Annotated in this window: 12 protein-coding genes; 1 reads left to right on the top strand and 11 read right to left on the bottom strand. The window is 46.6% G+C overall.

Going from position 1 to position 20,147, the window contains the following annotated elements; translation table 11 throughout:
• Positions 1 to 54: 54 nt before the first annotated feature.
• The 11 genes from ACXAGP_RS05165 to modA form a co-directional block, all read right to left on the bottom strand.
• Positions 55 to 2,898, bottom strand: coding sequence for a metallophosphoesterase (locus tag ACXAGP_RS05165; RefSeq protein ID WP_475259972.1), 2,844 nt, complete (start codon positions 2,896 to 2,898; stop codon positions 55 to 57).
• Between the two features lie 186 nt (positions 2,899 to 3,084).
• Positions 3,085 to 6,078, bottom strand: coding sequence for a TonB-dependent receptor (locus tag ACXAGP_RS05160; RefSeq protein ID WP_475259971.1), 2,994 nt, complete (start codon positions 6,076 to 6,078; stop codon positions 3,085 to 3,087).
• A 149-nt stretch (positions 6,079 to 6,227) separates the two neighbouring features.
• Positions 6,228 to 7,217: a FecR family protein gene (locus tag ACXAGP_RS05155; protein WP_475259970.1), complete on the bottom strand. Its 990-nt coding sequence runs from the start codon at positions 7,215 to 7,217 to the stop codon at positions 6,228 to 6,230.
• A gap of 99 nt (positions 7,218 to 7,316) precedes the next feature.
• Positions 7,317 to 7,811 carry an RNA polymerase sigma factor gene (locus tag ACXAGP_RS05150; protein WP_475259969.1) on the bottom strand — a complete coding sequence of 165 codons (495 nt, stop codon included), beginning with the start codon at positions 7,809 to 7,811 and terminating at the stop codon, positions 7,317 to 7,319.
• 49 nt (positions 7,812 to 7,860) lie between these two features.
• A complete protein-coding gene (locus tag ACXAGP_RS05145; RefSeq protein ID WP_475259968.1) occupies positions 7,861 to 9,903 on the bottom strand; it encodes a TonB-dependent receptor in 2,043 nt (680 codons plus the stop codon).
• Between the two features lie 289 nt (positions 9,904 to 10,192).
• Complete coding sequence (locus ACXAGP_RS05140) at positions 10,193 to 11,602, bottom strand: MATE family efflux transporter (protein ID WP_475259967.1); 1,410 nt, start codon at positions 11,600 to 11,602, stop codon at positions 10,193 to 10,195.
• A 389-nt stretch (positions 11,603 to 11,991) separates the two neighbouring features.
• Entirely contained in the window at positions 11,992 to 15,609 is a 3,618-nt protein-coding gene (locus ACXAGP_RS05135) for a M36 family metallopeptidase (protein ID WP_475259966.1), read from the bottom strand.
• Positions 15,610 to 15,873: 264 nt separating this feature from the next.
• Positions 15,874 to 16,623 carry a 4'-phosphopantetheinyl transferase family protein gene (locus tag ACXAGP_RS05130; protein ID WP_475259965.1) on the bottom strand — a complete coding sequence of 250 codons (750 nt, stop codon included), beginning with the start codon at positions 16,621 to 16,623 and terminating at the stop codon, positions 15,874 to 15,876.
• Positions 16,587 to 17,687, bottom strand: coding sequence for a molybdenum ABC transporter ATP-binding protein (gene modC / locus ACXAGP_RS05125; protein WP_475259964.1), 1,101 nt, complete (start codon positions 17,685 to 17,687; stop codon positions 16,587 to 16,589). The genes ACXAGP_RS05130 and modC overlap by 37 nt, the downstream gene beginning before the upstream one ends.
• Entirely contained in the window at positions 17,680 to 18,372 is a 693-nt protein-coding gene (gene modB / locus ACXAGP_RS05120) for a molybdate ABC transporter permease subunit (RefSeq protein WP_475260247.1), read from the bottom strand. The genes modC and modB overlap by 8 nt, the downstream gene beginning before the upstream one ends.
• Positions 18,359 to 19,126, bottom strand: coding sequence for a molybdate ABC transporter substrate-binding protein (gene modA / locus ACXAGP_RS05115; RefSeq protein ID WP_475259963.1), 768 nt, complete (start codon positions 19,124 to 19,126; stop codon positions 18,359 to 18,361). Before modA ends, modB begins: the two co-directional genes overlap by 14 nt.
• 128 nt (positions 19,127 to 19,254) lie before the next feature.
• Here modA and ACXAGP_RS05110 point away from each other — a divergent pair, with 128 nt between their 5' ends.
• Entirely contained in the window at positions 19,255 to 20,145 is an 891-nt protein-coding gene (locus tag ACXAGP_RS05110; protein ID WP_475259962.1) for an aspartoacylase, read from the top strand.
• Positions 20,146 to 20,147 lie beyond the last annotated feature (2 nt).

Here is a 20,147-nt window from a genome sequence, read left to right as displayed (position 1 = left end):
AGGAACAAAAACGGCGCCTTGAGGCGCCGTTTGTTTTATAGCTTGAAGCAGGTTTTATTTCTCAATGACTGCGAACTTGCCATCAGTATGAACAAAGCCCCAGATACTGTTACTGTTTTTCACGTAGCCCCAGTAGCGCTGCTGGCAACCGGCAATACCTTTGCCGCCTTCAGGCTCTTGCTCAGAGATGCGATAGTGCACCGAGAAGTGGTCTGAATAACCTGTTTCTACATAGCACTCAGTTGGGAACGCAGGAACCCAAGTTTCCGATGACTCGTCATAGCGACCCACGGTTAAATCTGTGAGGTTTGTGCTGTCTGGTGCTTTAAAGCTGATGGCCATTGCATCGGCAAAGTCCAGGTCATTGGCATCATAGCGTTGCTCCCAGTTTGCACAATTGCTTGAACCGGTAGTATTGGTATTGCCTGTCAAAGACGCTTCGATATCTGTGCCTTTGTTGAACTTACCGTCAGGTGAAACGTGCGTTGGGTTTACAACTTCACAGCCACGGTTGTTGATATAGTGGGCTGAAGGCGAGGTACTTTCAGAAACTTCACCTAGATAATCATAATAGGTTCCATCTTGTGTCTGGTTACCACTTATCAGTAGCACATCACTGAGTGTCAGTGCGCTTTCGTCGGTAAACCAGCTTAGCGATAGCATTTCACTGAGTCGTTCAACACGACCCACTGATTGTGCGTAAGAGCTATCGTAGGTCAGGTTGTAACCGTCAATGATGGTGGCTTCTGAACCAATGTAACCTTGATCTTCTGGAGTACTGGTAAACGCGTAGTAACTCTCTTGTGGGTTGACCACTCGATTAGTGGCATCAATGGTGCGTGTTACTTCGTCTAGCACTTCCCACTGCACAGCTTCACAGTTCATGGTGGTTTCGGAACCCGCTACCATGTAGTCGCCAGAGAAGGTGCACCAGCTGTTGCTGTCATAGTCGTAGTGGGCGCCTAGGTTCATGTCGACCTCGGTTAAACTGTGATCAGCAAAGTAAGACTTGGTGGTTATCTGACGGCCATTGACTTCAACGACTACAAATGAAATCCCTTTGCCCAGCGAAGAAGTAACGTTGGCGTAGGTCAGACCTTCACTGTTTACCAAGTCGCCACCGGATACACCGTCATAGAAATTGTTGATGTATAGACCCGTTTCGTGTTCATCATGAATACCGAAAAGGTTTTCGTAGGCTTTCCATGAGGCGTTACCGCCAATCATTTGCACAAAACCAAGACCTTGGTCTTTCGTGCCAGCATCGCTATGAATTAAGCTACGAGCATATTGATGGTCGTGACCCGCGATATAGTTAACCTGATATTGGGTAAACAAGTTCAATACTTTTTCAGCAAGGCCCGGCTGTGCCGCGTCTTGCTGGAGTAAGTAACCCAGCTGACCAATATCATTACCTGTTAAACCCGGTTCATACACTTCTGCCAAGGCACTTTGTGCTTCCTCGAGGTTATTGGCCAATACAGCAAGTACTTCAGCAGACTCGCCATTGGCAACGCCGTTGTCATAGGCAGTTTGCGCAACGTCAACGGCATCAGACAGCTCACGCTGTTCTTTCAGGTAGTCATCGTACTGCTCTGCATCAAAAGTTTGTGGGCGCTTTTTAGTGGAGAGTGGCTCATGACCATAAGCCACAATATGGTCGACATTGGGACCTTCAGTGGTGATCACCTCTTCCAACCAGTCTGCCAAGGTTACCCAAGTGCCTTTGAAAGAAGAGTTTGTTAACTCTGAAAAGTAAAAATCCAGAGCAATAAACAGGGTGTTTTCATGCTTGAAATAATATACCAAGTCTTCTGCACCTTCGTAGCCTACGACAGTACCATTGTCCAGATGCTCTTGTACTAACGCACCCGCATAGGCTTGATACAAGCGATAGCCTTGGTCGTAATCGTCCTGACCAAAGCCTTCATAAGGGTTGATGTCGTTGTAAACGTTGTTGACAGACTGGCGTTCCCATTCTTGCTCGTTTGAGAACCATGCCGGCCAGTTGCGACCATTAACGATTTCATGGTTGCCACGCGCAGGAAAAATGGAAATGCCTGCTTCCTGAAGCGGCGCAGCGATGGTTTCCATCCATTGCACGTAGTCGCTCTCTGCGCGATATTCAGTGATGTCGCCCGTGGCTAATACCAGGTCGACATCTAACTCAATCATTTTGTCGGTAACCGCCTTGACCAGTGGCAAAGGAATGACTTTCCAGTCTGGGCCAAAGTCTTGACGATCTTCTGGAGCAACGACAATAGGATCGCCGTTTTCATCGGTTTCAATGAACGGATGAAAGGGGTCCTGAACATTAACAAGATAGCTGATACCGTCTTCGTCCCAGTCACCTGGCTTGACAGAATCGGCCTGACTTTCGGTACCGGCGTCGTAATAGCCATCTTTGTTATAGTCCACACCAATCCACTCAGAGACATCCAGTGTGTTGCCATCACGATCAACGTTAACATAGGTTTTCATGTTGTCGTCATCGCGCCCTTGAGTGTCGGGAAAGACGGCAAAGCGCCACACACGGTCTGATTCTTCGGTGAGTATGTTTGCACCGCTGGTGGCATTTTCGCCCAGTGCTGCTGGCTTTGCTGTCATGGCATCCAGCAGAGTCTGCATTTCGTCTAAGTCAGCTTGCAATGCCGCAATCTCTGCTTCACTTGCATTACTATCTGCCGTCATATCATCCAATGCGGTTTGCAAAATCAAGATTTGATTTTCCAGCTCTGTCACTTCAGCACTATTGTTGGTATTCATTTCGTCTAGTTGCGTCTGCAGGGCCTGGACTTGTGATTGTAGCTCCCTGACTTCTGCATCGTTATCGTCATCACTGCAGGCGCTGATCACACTCGCGGCGAGTAGCGTTATGGCAAATTGTTTGAGTTTCATGGTTTTACTCCAGCTTTTTTGGGTTTTGGGGCGCTAGCAGTTTCCCGGGCTAACCGCTGGCTTTGTCTGGAGTGACGGACCAAAAAGTGAAAAGGGGACAGAAAAAAATATATATTTTTTTAAACCGGATTTGTCATGTTTTTGACATATTAGTAGGTGATTGTATTGCGTTTTTTTTGTGTCGGATTAGTGGTTCGATACCGGACGCCAGGTAAAGCCAAGAAAAAAATTTCGACCGCTTAGGGTGGTGTTATAGGCTCTGTTTGATGCGTCACTGTATTGCTCTTCGCGCTCATTGCTGAGGTTTGTGGCATCGAAATCAATGGATAATTGCTCTGAAATTCGCCAGCTTGCGGAGAAATCAAGATAACGAGAGCCGTGAAACCCGGTCTCATCTTCGTCTTCAAGCGTGTCACTATCGACTCGCACGATAAACGGACTACGCCAGGTGCTCGACAAGCGCAAACTTAGGTCGTTTGTTTCCCAGAATAAGGTCCAATTACCGCTGTGACGAGACAGAAATGGCAGGTCTTTACGAAATAAGTACGCGCCGGTGCTGTCGTTGTAATAATTTTGTTTACCAACGCTATAGGTGTAATTGATGTGATACCCCAATTGACTCAGCAGGCCCGGTAACTGCGTTAATTTCTGCCGAATGGTGAGTTCCAGCCCTTGCACCTTGGTCTGTTCTGCATTTTGCGGTTGAATAAAGGTGAGTGTATCAAAGGCGGTTAATTCTGCGACTTGCTGCTCTGGCATACTGGCAATGATGAGCCCTGAATCAGCTAAATTGCCAGTATTTCTTTGGTACACGACATAGTCTTTTAGCTGTCGGTAGTACCATGCCAGTGACAGCATGCCTGTGTCGTTTTGATAAAATTCCAACGACAAATCAACATTCAGGCTTTGATAGGGGGACAGGTTGGGGTTAGGGCCAGATATGATGCCATTTTGCCAATCTATACTGGGTTGCCCGGCAATGTCTTGTATTAGCGGACTACTGAAATTCTCATTGATTCCGAATCGTAACAGCAGATTATCTTGCCATTCCCAAGTGGTATTGATATGACTTAGCCATTGCCGGTGGATATTGTCCTCAAATTGAGGTCCTGTTGCATATTGGGTGTCATAACTAATCCGTGTGTATCGACTGCCAATGTGCCAGTTCAGGGGCTTATTCAAGAGACTATTTTGTCCTTGCAACTGTGCAAACAAGCCATGTTGTTGCTCTTGAAAGACGCTGTCAGGTAGAGCTTCAGCGTTAAAAGGGGCGGGATCAATGCCGTACCAAGCGAGTGTCGCAGGTACATCAAAGACTAACCAGTTTTGTTTTTTGTGGCTTTGCAAATAGTGGGTTACAGGCAATGGGACTTGATTGTTTAAAGCTAATATTCCTGCCTCGGACAACTCGCCATCCGGCACACCTTCAGTAAATGCTTGCCAGTTCGCTAATAGCTGATCCCCGTTTCGGTGCAACAATTCGCTATTTTTAAGGCTTGCATAGCTGAATCCAAAAGTGAACAGCACTCCATTGGCCATCAGGCGCGTCAGATCAGCCTGAAACAACTGGTTTTGCGTGTTTGCACGGTATTCTTCCACATCAATTTCGTGCATTTTCCAATTCTCGCTTAGCAGCAAATTACTTGCGTATTGAGCATCGAGATAAAACGGATCGCTGCGGTAGTCCAGGCTTAGATCGGTAACCCCCTCGGCATAAACTTTGTCACTTTGAGGCATATCGAAATCACTATTAGCGGAGCCTATCCTACTATGTAATTGCCAGTGGGGAGATAACGTCCAATTGACATGCAGTGTATGCTGTAAAAAATCACTGCTGGTTTTTTGTTGCCGGCTCTCAGACGCCATGCGAGCATCACTGAATTCGGCGTATTGTAAATGTTGTTGCGTATCGGTTTGCAAAGATAACCAGCGAGTTTGTCCTTCGATGATAGGAGTAGATTGGGAGCCTCGCGGGTACAGGTGATATTCTTTTCTCGCACTAGCTAAATCCGCGTATATCATGTCATAGCGAAGCGCCAGGCTGTTTTTTTGATACTCTAAGCTGAGTCCCGTACCTGCGCGGGTCTGTTGTGATTGCCACACTGAATAACGATTTCCCCTTGGGATTTTGATGGCACCGGATAATAGTTGAGTTCTTTGTGTCTCGGGCAGGGCGCTCAGGTCTGCACCTTGTGGAATAATGTTACGCCAACGAAAGGTGTTAGCTCCTTGCTCTTCGGTAAATCGCACATCTTGGGCCAAGTACAACAAGGCTCCCCAGTGACCCCAATTGTTGGCGAGTAGTGCGCTAAAGCGTCCGCCTGACTTTTCTGATAGGTCGTTAAATCCCACTTGCGCACTGTAGGTTTGATGCAAGCCTTGATACGCCATGGGGGAGGTTGTTTGCAGTGCAACCGTGCCCGCAATACCGCCGGGTAATTGCTCTGCGGACCAGCCTTTGAGTATTTCTGCGCGATTGAACAAGCTGGACGAAAAAATGTTGAGATCAAATGAGCGGTCTCTTTGCTTTTGAGTGCGACTATCAATCGGTGAATCGTTATTGACCAAAACAGGCATGCCATTGAGGGTTAATAATGAAAAGTCAGGAAGTGCACCGCGCAGCGAGAGTTGTCGTCCTTCGCCAGCTTCTCTGGTGATATTGACGCCCGGTAATCGTTGTAAGGATTCAGCGACATTCAAGTCCGGGTATTGGGCGATATCGGCGGCAGCAATTGCGTCACTGATAACACTTTGATTGCGCTTTAACGTCTGTGCTCTTGCTAAGGAGCGACTAAAAGCCGTGACCGATACTTCTTCAATTGTGTCATTTGTTGCATCGTTATTAGCCTGTTTGTGCACAAGGTAGCCATTGTCAGTGATGGTGACACCTAGCTGGTGCGGGTGTAGCAGTTTTTTAATGCACTCTTCTAACGTGTAATAACCTTCAAATTGCTTGTTTTCAAGACCTGAAACTAAATGAGCGGGAGCAATAATGGCGAGATTAAACTTTTCGGCAAGCTGTAATACCGTGGCTTCTAAACGCTGTGCAGGGAAGGAGACAAACTGGCGCTCTGTCGAAGCAGATGCAAAGCTGGCGGCACTAACGACTAACAACAGCCATGCACAAAGGGCTCGAGACTTAATCAGAGCGGTAAAAATCGAAGCAAAACAACAGCGCATTTGGTAGCTAATGAAAATCCGATCCTGCCTAGTAAAAAGGCGCTAATGGTGTCACAGCAGGTTGAAACTTTTGTGACTAAAGACTTTTGTGACGAAAAAACTAATGTCAGCCGCAACCTCGGCTTTTAATGGATTGGTATTATAAATAATTATTGAGTGAGTAAGATGCGTTCTGATTGGTTAATAATTTTCCACCCTTGACTTTCTGCTACCAGGCGAGCGCTTGAGTCAATATCATTCAGTTTAAAGCGCCCAGTAATTCGAGTTTCGGGATTTAACTCACCAGCCAGTTCAATCTGTTGCTCACTCCAAGGTTGCAGTCTGGTGATAACTTCAGCAATACTCATATCCTCTGCTATTAGCCAACCTGAACGCCAATGTGGCAGTTGTTGGTCGGTAAAGCGACTTACTGGACTCAGTTTGCCGTGCGCCAAGGATATACTCATGCCAGCGGTAAGCACGATGCTTTGCTCAGCATTGACGGAGACCCTTCCCTCGTATACATCAATTCGGGTTTTATTTTCACTTTGGAATATATCAAATGCGGTGCCTAGAACAACAACCTGTGCATTGGGTAAGTCCACAGTGAATGGGCGTTGTTTATCACTACTGATATCGAAAAATACCTGTCCATGAGCCAGTTCAACTCTGCGACTTGTTGGCGCCATAGAGACAGCCAGTTTTGATGCGGCACTCATATAGAGTGCACTGCCATCCTTTAGTATCTGGGAGCGCGTCTCTGCCACTTGAGTACTGAAGGTTTGCGTTTGCTGACTATTGCTGGCAATAGCATTGCTGTTTTCATTGCCAGCTTGTTTCATTGGGTCATTGGGCCACGTAAAATAGAGTACGGCCAACACCGCAATGGATGCTGCTAACGCGCCCCAAGCTGAGCTAAGGCGGTTGCTCTTGGTTATTGAAGTGTTGTCAACGTGACGGCGATTAATTTGACTATCCTGTGCCACTTGTAAAGCCGCTGATAGCGCGTTAGATTGCCAAGTATCATTCAGTTTCTCGAACGCAGCCTGATGTTCTGGCGAGGCATTAAGCCAAGCCTCTAATTCCTGCTGCTCTTGTTCCGTCAAGTGTTCCAGCGAATCTACCCAATTCGCGGCCTGTTCAAGTATTGAATTGTTCAAAGACTTTTCCTGTATTAATAGTTACCACCAAATGGACAAATAGACAATGCGCTAACTTATTGACTGGATACTGAGTGAAAAGGGGACATCGCGCTATCATTATTTTTCCTTTGCGATATCCGATTCTGCTAAGTCTATCATTGCTCGGGTAATGTGTTTTTTTACCGCCTCAACACTCAGTCCCAATTGCTCGGCAATTTCTTCTCTGCTCAGCCCTTCAACTTTGCGTTTCAGTAGCACCTTTTTACGCAGTTCAGGCATTGCATTGATTTGCACCAGTAACTGATTAACCTGCTGACGCTGCGTTAAATGTTCTTCAAGACTGAGAACATTCTCCTGCGTATCCGTGTCGATATCAGAGTGGTTGTCTTTCGTTGTCTGTTCCTTCTTCCAATAATCGATAAGCACTGTCTTTGCTGTACTGTATAAATAAGCGATAGGATTTTGGAGTGCCGTTTTTTGTGAAGAGTGCAGGGTCTTTAGCATGGTATCCTGCACTAAATCGTCAATATCCTGGGGATTGCGCACCCGATTGGCAATGTAGCGTCTTACCTGTGGTAAGTTTCCTTCTAAATTGTGCTTACTGTCGCTCAATGCTCATTCTCGGTTTTTGATTAACTAAAAAAGTTGCGATTTATCCGCTTCAATCTAATGTTAACCTGATTGCCAAGTGGAGGGAACGCGGTTCACCAACAAAATAACGATAGTTGCCAAAGGCAAAATCAGCGCGCTCTGCATAGTCCTCATCCAACAGGTTGAGCAGCCTGAATGACAGAGAAAAATGCTCTGATAGCGGCATGGCAGCGCGCAGATTAAGCAGCTGATGGCCGTCGTATTCTGCCGTGTTGGCCGGGTCTAAGTAGTAACTGTCTAAAGCGTGCCATTCCAGCTCTACATGATAGTCATCTTGAGACCATTTTAAACTGCTATTGGCATTGAATCGCGGTGCGGTATCGATATCGTTACCGCGAATATCTGCGCCACTGGTAATGGCGGGATTGTTGTCGTAAGTGTGGCGGGCGTAATCCAGTGCAACGTTCCACTGCCAATTTAGTGCGAATTGCCAGTTGAATGAGAGCTCCATACCACGGTGATTGGTTTCACCTTCACTGACATTTTGCCGTTGTGTATCCTGGAATATATGATCGGACTTTTCCATGCTATACAAACTCACGTCATAAAAAATGGATTGCTCCTGAAGCTGCCATTGACCGCGCAGGCCAAGCTCCAGAGAGACCATGTTTTCGGAGTCCAGGTTGGCACTCACCTGGCCATTTTGCAATCTGAATAATTCCGTGGCCTGCGGCGCTCGATAGCCATGGCTCAATTGAGAATAAATAAATTGTGATGCGGATAGCGAATAATTCAGTCCTAGCTTTGCCGACCAATTGGAAAAAGTGCGCTCCTGATCTTCTGGCCGATAAAAGCGGCAATTGTTCACGTCAGCGGCACAGGCTGAGCCATCCGATAGCGAATTGTCATAATCGTATCGAGTGTGTTCGTAGCGCAAACCTGCTAACAGAGCCACTGTTTCATTGAGTTGGTATTGCAGATCAACATAAGGAGATAGCGAAGTGGCTCGCACTTCGTAGTTGTAGTGATCACCTGGCGGTATAGCTGCGTTAAAGGGTTCTTCCTGATATTCCTTCAACCATCCTTCAGTGGAATCAAAATCAACGCCGGTAGTAACGCGAATATCATTGAGTCGGTAAGCCATACTGCTCAACACCCCCAAGCTGCGCTGTCCGTTTTCTTCGGTGGCTTGCCAAGGTAGGAAGTGCTGTAAGAAGGTCATGTCATGATAGCGCAGGTAGGGTTTTATTAAAAATTGCGCGCGGCTGTATGCAAATTCAATTTGCGACCAAGCACGAAATGAACGGCTATCGCGATAGGCCTCAGGGTTTGGATTTACTTGCTTAAGCGTCGGATCTTTATATGCTTCAAAACCTTGAATAAAGCCAGCGGTTTCCTGATTAAGATTACTGTAACTAATGCGGTTTTTGATGCTGTAATCCAAATGATTATATTGGTGTAGTAGGTCGAGTTTTTGCTGCTCAAAACCGCTGTCGTTTTTATAGCCACCATCATGGGTATTGACGCCGTACACAGCGAATTTGTGTTCATTTTGACTGCTCTTTGCTACGAACCGTTGGCGGTTGTATTGATTTGGACCGCCCTCCAGGGTCACAGAGAGTTCGGGCAGTCGTTGCCAGTCGGGTGACAACAGGTTAATTACCCCATGTACTGCGTTACTGCCATAAACAACACCTGCAGGCCCCCGCAGTACCTCTACTCCACCAGATTGCAGGGTGTTGATATCAAATAATTGATTCGCATTACAAAAACCCGGTGCTCTGAGGCCAATGCCATCTTCAGCCATATAAAACGCACCACAGGCGCCAGCGCCTGTGAGTACCGGAGAGCGTAAAGAGGTCAAATGCTCCTGACCATTACCGCGGCTTATCCAGATGCCAGGGATACGATTCATCACCTCTGTGATATGCGTCGGAGTAATTGTGGCAATCTCTTGTTGGCTCACCCGAGCGAGATTGCTATTGAGCTCTGCAAGGGCAAGGTTGCTACGAGTACCGGTAACCACGATAGTATCCAGGTCATTATCAGAGGCAAAGCTGTTTGCACTAACAATGTCCAATATACAAATTAAGATAAGACGCTTGTGTAACATGTTGTTCTTTTTGTTTGGTTTAGCGAAAGCTGTTTTTACTGAGTGAACTATGAAAAGGAACAAAACAAAGTCAGAATCAAACTAAATTCTTCAATATGACGGCAACTTCGCCGAAAAGTGCGAAATCAGGTTTTTAATCATTGTCCACATAATTCATTTTTCACATTGTAAAGGGCTTTTTACTATTATAAAACACAGTTCATTTATTTTATTGAACGCCGTTCTTTTAATCTGATGCGAGACCCGCTGATTGATTTGTAAAACCTCAATCAGCCGGTAAGTGTTTTGTTTAAATGGCCGTTTGTTTCCAGCGACCGGTTCTAAAGAGCAAATAACCAATGATTGCAATCAGCGACTCAGCTGCGAGCACTGCCATATAAACACCTTGAGCTTGCCACTCAAAATAGACTGCCAGGCAGTATGCCAATGGTATTTGCATCAACCAATAACAGAAAAAGTTGATGCGGGTGGGGGTCATGGTATCGCCAGCACCGTTAAATGCTTGCACCAAAACCATTCCCAGCGCAAAGAAACCATAACCGTAAGCCACTATACGCAAGCAGTTGATACCACTTTGCAGTACGCCAGGATGATCATTGAAAAGCGCAATGATCTCAGCGGCAAATACAATAAACAGAACTGCCACAGTTAGCATAAACATCAGGTTATAACGCGCAATAACCCACACGGAACGTTCAGCTCTGTCAGGCTTGCCTGCTCCCAGGTTTTGACCTACGAGTGTGGCTACCGCATTACTCAAACCCCATGCCGGTAGAATACTGAACATCACCACCCGAATAGCAATAGTATAACCTGCAACGGCTTCGCTGCCGTATTGAGACACAATGCGTACTAAGGCGACCCAGCTTGCTGTGGCAATCAGGAATTGCAACATGCCTCCCATTGAAACCCGGATAAGTTGCTGAATGACGGGTAACTGAATGCGTAGCTGGGCCATTCTCACTTGTATTCTTCCAGTAACACCAAATAGATGCCAAAGCTGATACAGCACACCAATTCCACGCCCAATACTGGTTGCAATGGCTGCGCCTGTTACCCCCATCTCCGGTACCGGGCCCAAACCAAAAATAAAAATGGGATCTAGTATTATATTGATGCCGTTAGCAATCCAAAGGGAGCGCATGGCAATTGAGGCATCACCGGCACCACGAAAAATGGCGTTGATAATGAACAAATACAAGATGGTGATGGCACTACACAGCATAATAGTGGTGTAACTCTCACCCATCGCCAGTACGGCTTCATCAGCCCCCATCAGGCGTAAGATATCCGCTGCGTAAAAGCTGCCGATCAGAGCTATGACCAGTGCCACCGAAAAGCCCAACCAAAGGGCTTGCCCGGCAATAGTATTGGCTTGCTCGGGCTGTTTTTCACCAATACGCCTGGCCACGAGAGCCGTTACTCCCATACTCAGGCCGATAGCAATGGCATAAATAAGAGTTAGTACGGCTTCTGTAAGACCGACAACGGCCACTGCGGCATATCCCAATGCAGAGACAAAAAAGATATCTACAATGGCGAATATGGATTCCATTGCCATTTCCAACACCATGGGTACGGCGAGCAAAAATGCCGCGATACCAATCGAGCCTTGGGTAAAATCTTGCTGGTTATTACTGTTTAACGATAATTTGAATAGTTGCCATAACGATGGCTTATTTTTTTGAGAATTCTTCACGCTTTATCCACTAAGCAAAGCACTCGTATTTATTAAAACTGAGCGCAGGAAACTACAGAAAGCAATTGCTTTCCGCCCGAAGAGCCTTCAAAGGGCTGAAGTGGTTATGAGGTGGTACGTTTTGCTTGTCGAGAAGACGTGGCTCTTAAGAGCGCGTAATACCATTAACCGGATGTGATAACACAATATCAGCGCAAATGAAGTGGATTACATTGTTCATTGGCCTGCTCCGGCAATAGTTGATAAGAAGTGCAAGGATGAATGGCCCTGACCAGGTTGTCAACGAGTTTGTCTGGGAAGTTACAAATTGCAACAGTTAAGATGTGTGATTTACAGGCAATAAAAAAGGCGCTCAAGAGCGCCTTTTATTACATCAAACTAATCCAGGATTAGTCACAAGCGACAGAGTCACCAGCAACAACTTCTGAGAAGATTGAGGTTTCAATGTTGGTGAAGGTTACATCATCAATGAACCAGCCAAACGAGCTTACCGTCACATCAGAAGAGATGCGGAAGCGGAACTGTACGGTTTGACCGTTCAGTGCGTCACCGAAGCTGATGGTTTCCGTGTTACCCATGAAGGTAGCGAAGTCACCATTGATACCACTGTATACAGGACGGTTTTGCAGCGCCTGAGTGGAGTTTTCGAACAATGATGCGTAGTTATAACCAGTAGAGAAAGTACCACCGGCCGCAGTCACATCCATCCAGTCACCACCGTTGATGCTGATCTCAACAACTGCACCATCCCAAGCTTCTTCTAACCAGTAGAAGTGCCAGAAGTTGATGGAGAAGTCTTGACCATAAGCCACTTCTACCATGTCAGTCTCTACAGCTACGTCAGACTGGAATGAGTTGTTAAGTAACAACATGGTCTGGCTACCCAGATCCACACCAGGATTGAACGCCTGGAAGTAACCAGTGTTAACTGTGTCGAAGGTTTGCGTGCCAACGGCATCTGCACCGCCGTACATCACGTTCTCTTTAAAGTTATCCAGACTTGCCAGTGTTTCCATGTTGTCATTTGCAGTAGCACCGACAACTGGAAGTTTAGCGAAGTCGTAGTTAACCAACGCACCAGCGTAAATAGTTTCAGGCTCAACGATGTCATCGCCCTCTACGGCTTCAGGGAAGCTCACACCGAATACAACTTGATCACCAGTGCCAGCTGAATTCAGGGTAAAGGCAATATCACCACTGCTTGCTGATTCAAACAGCCCAACTTCGCCGAAGGTTACCATACCATCGTTAGCCAGTGTTACATCGTGACCACTCAGTACTTCAACCTGTGCCGTTACGCCAGAAAGTACTTCGCTACCGTTGTTCTTGATGCTGAACGACATGTTGGCACTTTCACCAGCATCGATAACACCGTCTGCAGTACAAACGTCAATGCCTTCTTGTGAAATGCTCACACTGCCAGCGCCGTATGAAGCAAGCTGTGTCGCGTAGGACTCAGTTACACCTGAGTTGTCATCGCTGAAGCGAGCAGGAGAAATAGCGCCGAAGCCCATACCACGATTGGCGAACGCTTCTACCGCGGCATTAAAGTCGTCAGCATCATTTGCCAACATGACCGACAACAAGGCGTCACGTGCTTCGGTGTAAGTTGGTGCAATTGGCGTCGCTTTGTAGCTGGCAACCAGATAGTTAGCCATGCGTGCTTCCGCTACGTCAAACTCGTACATGTTCAACAAACGAACATAAACGTCCCAAAGTACTGCGGCCCACATTTCACCCGCGCCGTGCGGAGATGCACCATTTGTTGGAGGCAATCCTGGGACTTCAGCACCGGCTGTAATGTGTTGGAAAGTCAGCGGGTTGATTTCCTGGTTAGGCGTGTAAGGTGCACGACGGATACCTGTGTAGAAGTCTTCTACGTAAGTACCTGTAGCAAATGGCATTTGCCATTCTTCGTTACCAGGGAGCTCTGCGTCAGACTCTTTGATGATAAACATCATAGAGTGGAAGTCACTCCAGCCTTCGCCCATTGAGCGGCCCTGGAAGTTAATCAAACCAGCAGCGTTACCCACCAAACGGTTTTGAATGTAGTGGCCCCATTCGTGAGCAATGATGCCGTTATCAAATGAAGAGTCTTTTAATGGGAACTTGCTGAACAGTTCAGCTGTTACCTGGCTGTTTTCCATACGAGTATAAATCGCTTGGCCTTCTTCGTAGTTCAAACCCACGTTTGGAATTGTTACTGAAGGATCATCACCACCCATTGGTGCAGGTGTGCCATCGTCAACATTGTTTACGACAATGGCGGCAATTGCGCCAGCTGCTTGAGCATTCAAGACTTTCTGAGTGAAGGCACAACTACCGCGGTCAATAATTGCGATACGACCTTCAAGAGCATAGCCATTGGTTGCAGGCTCACAACCGTCGTAGACAGAACCACTGTCAACATCATTGCCGTCGTTCAGGCGTCTCAAGTTAGCACTAATATCAGTGTATTGCTGAGGACCGAAGGAAGACAGCTGCGTGGAGTTAAGCACACCTAGTGTTCCGTGAGAAACGATGTCAACGCCCTGATCAACACCGTTAACGGCGTCTTTCGAGGTGTAAAGATACTGCTGCATACGCGGGCTACCACCATCAGCAGGTGTTGCCATGTTAGCGTTATTCAGACCCGAGTAGTCTTGCGCTTGTACTTCTAGTGGGTCACCGCCAACACCGCCACGGCCATAGTTGTCTAGCTGGGCATTACCTGCCGCTTCATCAAAGCCGTGATCGTACCACCAATCGTGCATGAAATTGTTCATAACGAACATGTTCACTACGGCAGACTGACGGTTTACAAAGCTGTTAGCGCGCTTTGTATCGTCGAACGGGTAGTCAAATGTCATAGGAGACGTAGTCGATACGATGATATCCCCTTCGTTGTAACCTTGCGGTGCCACAACGTCGGCATAGGCTAGTACGTTGTTTCCGTAAGTGTACATAGCATATTCAGGTAACCAAGGATCATCGGTGCTGATTTTGCTGTAGTTGTCTACGGTAACCAGTGGTTGGTCGACGTAAGCTGTAGGATCTACTTCACCGGCTGCCTGAGGGATAACCTTGCCGTGAGGACCTTGATATGGGAAGCCGTCTTCTTCAGCCCAGACACGGTAAGTAAACTCTGCATTGGCGTGAGAAACTAAGTTTTTGCTGAATAAAACTTTACCAGCGTTATTGATAACGAAGCTGAAGTCATGGCTGTCTAGTGGATTTTCCAGCTGTGCCAATTTAACTTCAACATAGTAAGAAGCGGTCAATTTACCGTTTAGATCGTAAAATACTTGCTTGGCGCGCGGCTGGCCAACGACTTCTAGGCCTTCTGTGGTTTCAGCGTCGAATAAGATGTAGTCACCTTTTTTCTCAGCAATTGTCAAATTAGCTTTAGTTTTGCCACCACTGATTTCGGAGATAGCTTTGGTTACAGCTGCTTCAGGTGTGCCGAAGCTAGCGAAAAGTTGCAAAACTTGTGGGGCGGAAACTTTTGCACCCAGGTAACCAGAACCTGCTACCAGGTTGTGCTCACGGTCCATAACGATGTTGTATTCTTTGTTGAATACCTCAACACCTTGCACTTCTTGACGATACTTAGCTACTAATGGGCCTTGGTTAGTATCGTGAACATAAGCCAAGCTGGCGCGGTTAAGCGCAGTTTCTTCAGAAGAGAAACCTGTCAGGCTGTTCAGGTAGTATGAAGCTGCATAAGCGTTTTTGTGCTCAGGAGCAATCAGGCTCAGGTCAGGTCTACTTTGATTCTCAGGAGCCCACAAAAAGGTCGCTTTACCCATTTGTGCATCAAAGTGGCTCTTAAGGCCAGAGGCAGTGGTGCGCTCAGCCAATGCTTTTTCACGCGCTGCAGTAGCAAGGCCAACGCCTTTAAGCTGGGTTGCACCAGCGTGATCATAATTTTTCAGAGAGTGTGGAGCATGGACACTGGCTGTAGCGGCAGTCGAGGAGAGTGCTGCAGATACCAGCAACGCCACGGTTGAGGGACGAAGCTTGTTCATTGTTATTCCTTCATGTTTGGATATGTTTTTGGGTTCGCATCGATGCAAGCTCGGGCCCCTAATTAGCATCAGAGCCTTATTTTTTTTCTGTCGTAAACGCTAAAACACCGATAAGCGGATAGCACTTTACCCCGCAGTTATATACAAATGCAATAGCTCACAATGGCAAATTTAAACGAATGTTCACAAAAATTTACGAAAGATTTTCCTTTATCGATTAAGTTGGCGCTATAGAAAAAACTGGTCTATTGTCTCTGTTGACCTTTATCCGCTGGCGCCCTTTGCTGTCAGGGTCAAGATATGTCCCTCGGTTTCTATGGTGTGTATTTTGAATAGGGCTTCGCCGGGCAATTCTTTTGCCAAACCCTCTCTCAGTTGCAACTTTAAAAAACTTTCCGATATGGCCACCACTTCACTGGTATTGAATCCAAGATATCTTCGAACAAAAGGGTAAATGGCTTTATACAAGGTTTCTTTAGCAGAAAAGACCTGCGTAAACGCTATGGGGTAGGGGAGTGGTGACGCTAATATAACTTGTTGCTCTTTGGCGGTGATTATCTTGCGACTAATTCGTTGGATGGTTGCATCTGTAAAAGTGGTTTCCAGGTCTAATCCAAGCATGTCAAATTGCCGTGATGCCGCAGCAGTGGCAAGATTAACCTTGTGAGAAATAGCACCTGCAATGTTTTCTGGCCATTGAGGGGAACGATCCGGATTACTTGGGACTATTTGGTTGTCCAACCCCAGTGCTTCCAGCGCTTTACCACAGGCTAGTCGACCAGCGATAAACTCAGCCTGCCTTTTAGGGGTTGCCGATGCCAGATGCGGGCTTAGGAAATTACTGTTGGCTTGAATAAATTCATCCTGCTGACTTGTATCATTGGGAATATCGCAGAAATAGAGCGTTAACTGATGGTTATCCAGAGCTACTTGCTGACTTCTGACAGGGGCTTTAATTTGCGTCATGGCTTCTTGCTTTACCTCAGTATCGCTGCCGATTTTATTTGCGCCCAAACAGACATGCCGGCTGTTAACTTTAAGCACTGCACAGATTTATTGGTGACTTGCGCCAGCAGTGACTGACCATCAACACTGAGTTGTATCACACTAAGTCCGGGCGTTGAACTCGGTTGTATTGTTTGTATTTCCACCGGTAAGCGATTCAAAATACTGGTTTGACTGTGTTTATCCAGGCTAATGCTGATATCGCTGGCGGCAATACACAAACGCACTTTACTGCCTGTAGGTAGGTTGCCTTGGGGCAACCACAGTGAATGTTGCGCAAGGGTAATTTGCGTTAAATGGTATTGTTCATCGTAATTTGTGACGCGCCCCTCTAAAAACGTCAGTGCAGCCTGTTCATCAACCCTATTCAAGCGATTGAACACTTCAGTTACTTCACCTTGTTGTTGCAATTCTCCAGACTCTAAAATAAGCACCTGTTGCGCCAGTCTGGCAACTTCAGTTTGTGAATGACTGACGTACAATACCGGGATCGCTAATATTGACTGCAATGCTTCGAGGTAACTCATCAACTCTCTCTTGCGAGCTCCATCCAGAGCGGCGAGTGGCTCATCCATGAGTAATATCGATGGATTACTGGCAATCGCTCTGACAATAGCAATGCGCTGCTGCTCGCCACCGGAGAGACTGGCCGGGTAGCTATTGAGCAGATGCTCGACACCCGACACCTCAATGATTTCAGTCACGCGTGACTGTGAAAGAGGCTCTATAGCGCGTTTGGCAGCAAATTCGATATTTTGCTTTGCCGTTAAATGGGGAAAGAGTAAAGGTTGCTGAAATACAAAGCCCACGTTTCTTTGTTGCGGTGTGAGAAAGATATTGTCGTTCTGGTAAGTACGCTGATTAACCACAATGCTACCTTTTGAATCCGGTTCAAGTCCGGCAATACAGCGTAATAAAGTGGTTTTCCCCGATCCTGAAGCGCCAAAAATCCCGCTAAAACCTGAGCCTGGCAACTGGGTTTTGAGGTGTAAATTAAAGCCATTGCGCTGCTCATGAGCTTTTTGCAGGCTAATATCTAGTTGGATTATTTCACTTTCCCGACGACTAGCCATATTTCAATCCATTGGCAGTGTGCTTTTTTTGGAAGCTATAAAGGGCGACTAATACGGCAAACGAAAATATTAGCATTAGCAGAGACAGCTGATGGGCACTGGCGTAATCGAGTGCTTCTACATGATCATAAATTTGCACCGATACCACTTTGGTTTCTCCGGGAATATTGCCGCCAATCATTAAGATCACGCCAAATTCTCCTACAGTATGGGCAAATCCTAAGATGGTAGCGCTAATAAAGCCCGGTCGCGCCAGGGGCAAAATAATGTGATAAAAGGTGTCGAGCGTGGAGGCTTTTAAGGTCGCCGCTGCTTCAAGATAGCTTTCGTTTATTGCATCAAAGGCGTTTTGGATAGGTTGAACCACAAAGGGTAACGAATAAAACAAAGAGCCTACCACCAAGCCCCAAAAGGTAAAGGGCAAGGTGCCCAAACCCAGTGCACTGGTGAGCTCACCGAATGGGCCTTCTGGTCCCATAAATAACAGTAAGTAAAAACCTAATACCGTTGGAGGTAAAACCAATGGCAATGCGACAACTGCGCCAACTACACCTTTTAAAGGGGATTTTGTGCGTGACAACCACCAGGCTAGCGGTGTCCCCAGTAGTAGCAGCAAAATAGTGACAATGCTGGCGAGTTTTAACGTCAACCAGATAGTCGTGATATCAGCCTCACTGAGCACCATCAATACTCCTGACAGATTGGTATCCATAAGATTGGATAATGCTGGCCACATCGGCTGATTGCAAGTAAGTGTAAAAGTCCATTGCAGCTTGATTATGTAGCCCGCGATTCAGCAAAAGACTGTCTTGCTGAATGGCAAGATGTAAGTGGTTGGGGATAGGCCAATGTGAACCTCGTTGATCATTGGCAAGCTGCATATACTGAGACTGGGCGATAAAACCCAGTTGGGCATTGCCACTTTTAATAAAAGCAAAGGTTTGGGCGATGTTTTCGCCGGTCACGATTTTCCCTGAAAGCAACGGTTCAAGCTGTTTACTCTTGATATATTGCTGTGCGGCTTGTCCATAAGGGGCAGTGCGAGGGTTGGCCATTGCCAATCTGGAAAAAGTCAGGTTTTTCCAGTCGGGTTCCGTAGCACTTAACAAAGTGGCATCAGCTGACCAGAGTATCAGTTGCCCCATACCGTAAGTAAATAGTTTGTCAGCTTTGGCGTATCCTTCAGCCACCAGGCGAGCAGGTTTGTCACTGTCTGCAGACAGGAAAATATCAAAAGGCGCCCCGTTTTTAATTTGTGCGAAAAACTTGCCAGATGCACCAAATGATAGTCGAACGTCTACATCCTGGCTTGCAGGCCATTGCGCCACAATATCTTTCATGGGCTGAATAAAATTAGAGGCAACAGCAATATGCACAACCGGTTTCGCGAAGAGGTTTGCAGAAACCATAGTGAGAAAAAACAACAGTGCCCATTTCATTACAGCATCGAAGCCTGTAGCAATAAAAAAGAGCATATTGTGGTGGAGCAAATAATTGATAGCAAGTATTGCGGCGCAAATCTAACATTCTGTATGCTGTGAGCCCGCTTTTTAAGTAGAGACAAAAGATGAGCAAAGTGAATAGTGTTGCCATAGTCGGAGGCACCCATGGTAATGAATATTCTGGTATTTATTTGTTGCGTCAGTGGCAAAAAAGTCCGGAATGCGTAAGCCGAGAGAGTTTCGCCAGTGCTATGGTATTTGCTAACCCTGAAGCCCATGAGCAAAACAAGCGCTACGTGGATTGTGATCTTAACCGACAATTTTTGCCCAATTTACTTGCAGATAGCGAGCTTAACAATATTGAGCAAAGTCGGGCTAAACAAATCAACGCTGAAATTGGACCCCGTGGCAATGCTCAAACGGACTTTATCATCGACCTTCACAATACGACGTCCAATATGGGCCCCTCGTTGATTTTGTTGCAATCGGATGCTTTCAACTTGCGTATGGCCGCATATCTAAAAATGAAAATGCCAGAAGCGATTATCGTTCTGGAAGACGAAGTGCCTCTGGAGCAGCAACCCTATTTGTGTGCTATTGCTCAACAGGGGGTCATTGTTGAAATTGGACCGCAACCGCAATCGGTATTGCGCCATGATGTTCTGGAGTGGATGCAAACGATGACCATGCATTTGTTGGATTATGTGCATCTGCACAATATTGAACAATTACCGGTTTTGCCCGACGAATTGCAAGTTTATAGCTATGTTGAAACCCTGAAATTACCCGAGGATGAACAGGGTAATCGCATGGGGATGGTGCACCGACATGTGCAAGACAGGGATTTTCATCCGGTTAAACCGGGAGAGCCCATCATTGCTTTGTTTGATGGCGGTGAACTAGTTTGGGAAGGGGATTATGAGGCTTATCCCCACTTTATCAATGAAGCGGCTTATTACGATAATAACCTGGCTATGTCGATGGCGAAGAAGCTCACCATCGACATTCCGAAATAAAG

The organism is Planctobacterium sp. AWM4_229, from assembly GCF_056160305.1.
This window is presented reverse-complemented; position numbering and strand designations above follow the sequence as displayed.

Excerpts from the sequence above, each read along its gene's own strand:
- modA (WP_475259963.1), bottom strand. The coding sequence starts at position 19,126 with ATGAAATGGGCACTGTTGTTTTTTCTCACTATGGTTTCTGCAAACCTC.
- modB (WP_475260247.1), bottom strand. The coding sequence starts at position 18,372 with ATGGTGCTCAGTGAGGCTGATATCACGACTATCTGGTTGACGTTAAAA.
- ACXAGP_RS05160 (WP_475259971.1), bottom strand. The coding sequence starts at position 6,078 with ATGCGCTGTTGTTTTGCTTCGATTTTTACCGCTCTGATTAAGTCTCGA.
- ACXAGP_RS05135 (WP_475259966.1), bottom strand. The coding sequence starts at position 15,609 with ATGAACAAGCTTCGTCCCTCAACCGTGGCGTTGCTGGTATCTGCAGCA.
- ACXAGP_RS05110 (WP_475259962.1), top strand. The coding sequence starts at position 19,255 with ATGAGCAAAGTGAATAGTGTTGCCATAGTCGGAGGCACCCATGGTAAT.
- ACXAGP_RS05145 (WP_475259968.1), bottom strand. The coding sequence starts at position 9,903 with ATGTTACACAAGCGTCTTATCTTAATTTGTATATTGGACATTGTTAGT.
- ACXAGP_RS05165 (WP_475259972.1), bottom strand. The coding sequence starts at position 2,898 with ATGAAACTCAAACAATTTGCCATAACGCTACTCGCCGCGAGTGTGATC.
- modC (WP_475259964.1), bottom strand. The coding sequence starts at position 17,687 with ATGGCTAGTCGTCGGGAAAGTGAAATAATCCAACTAGATATTAGCCTG.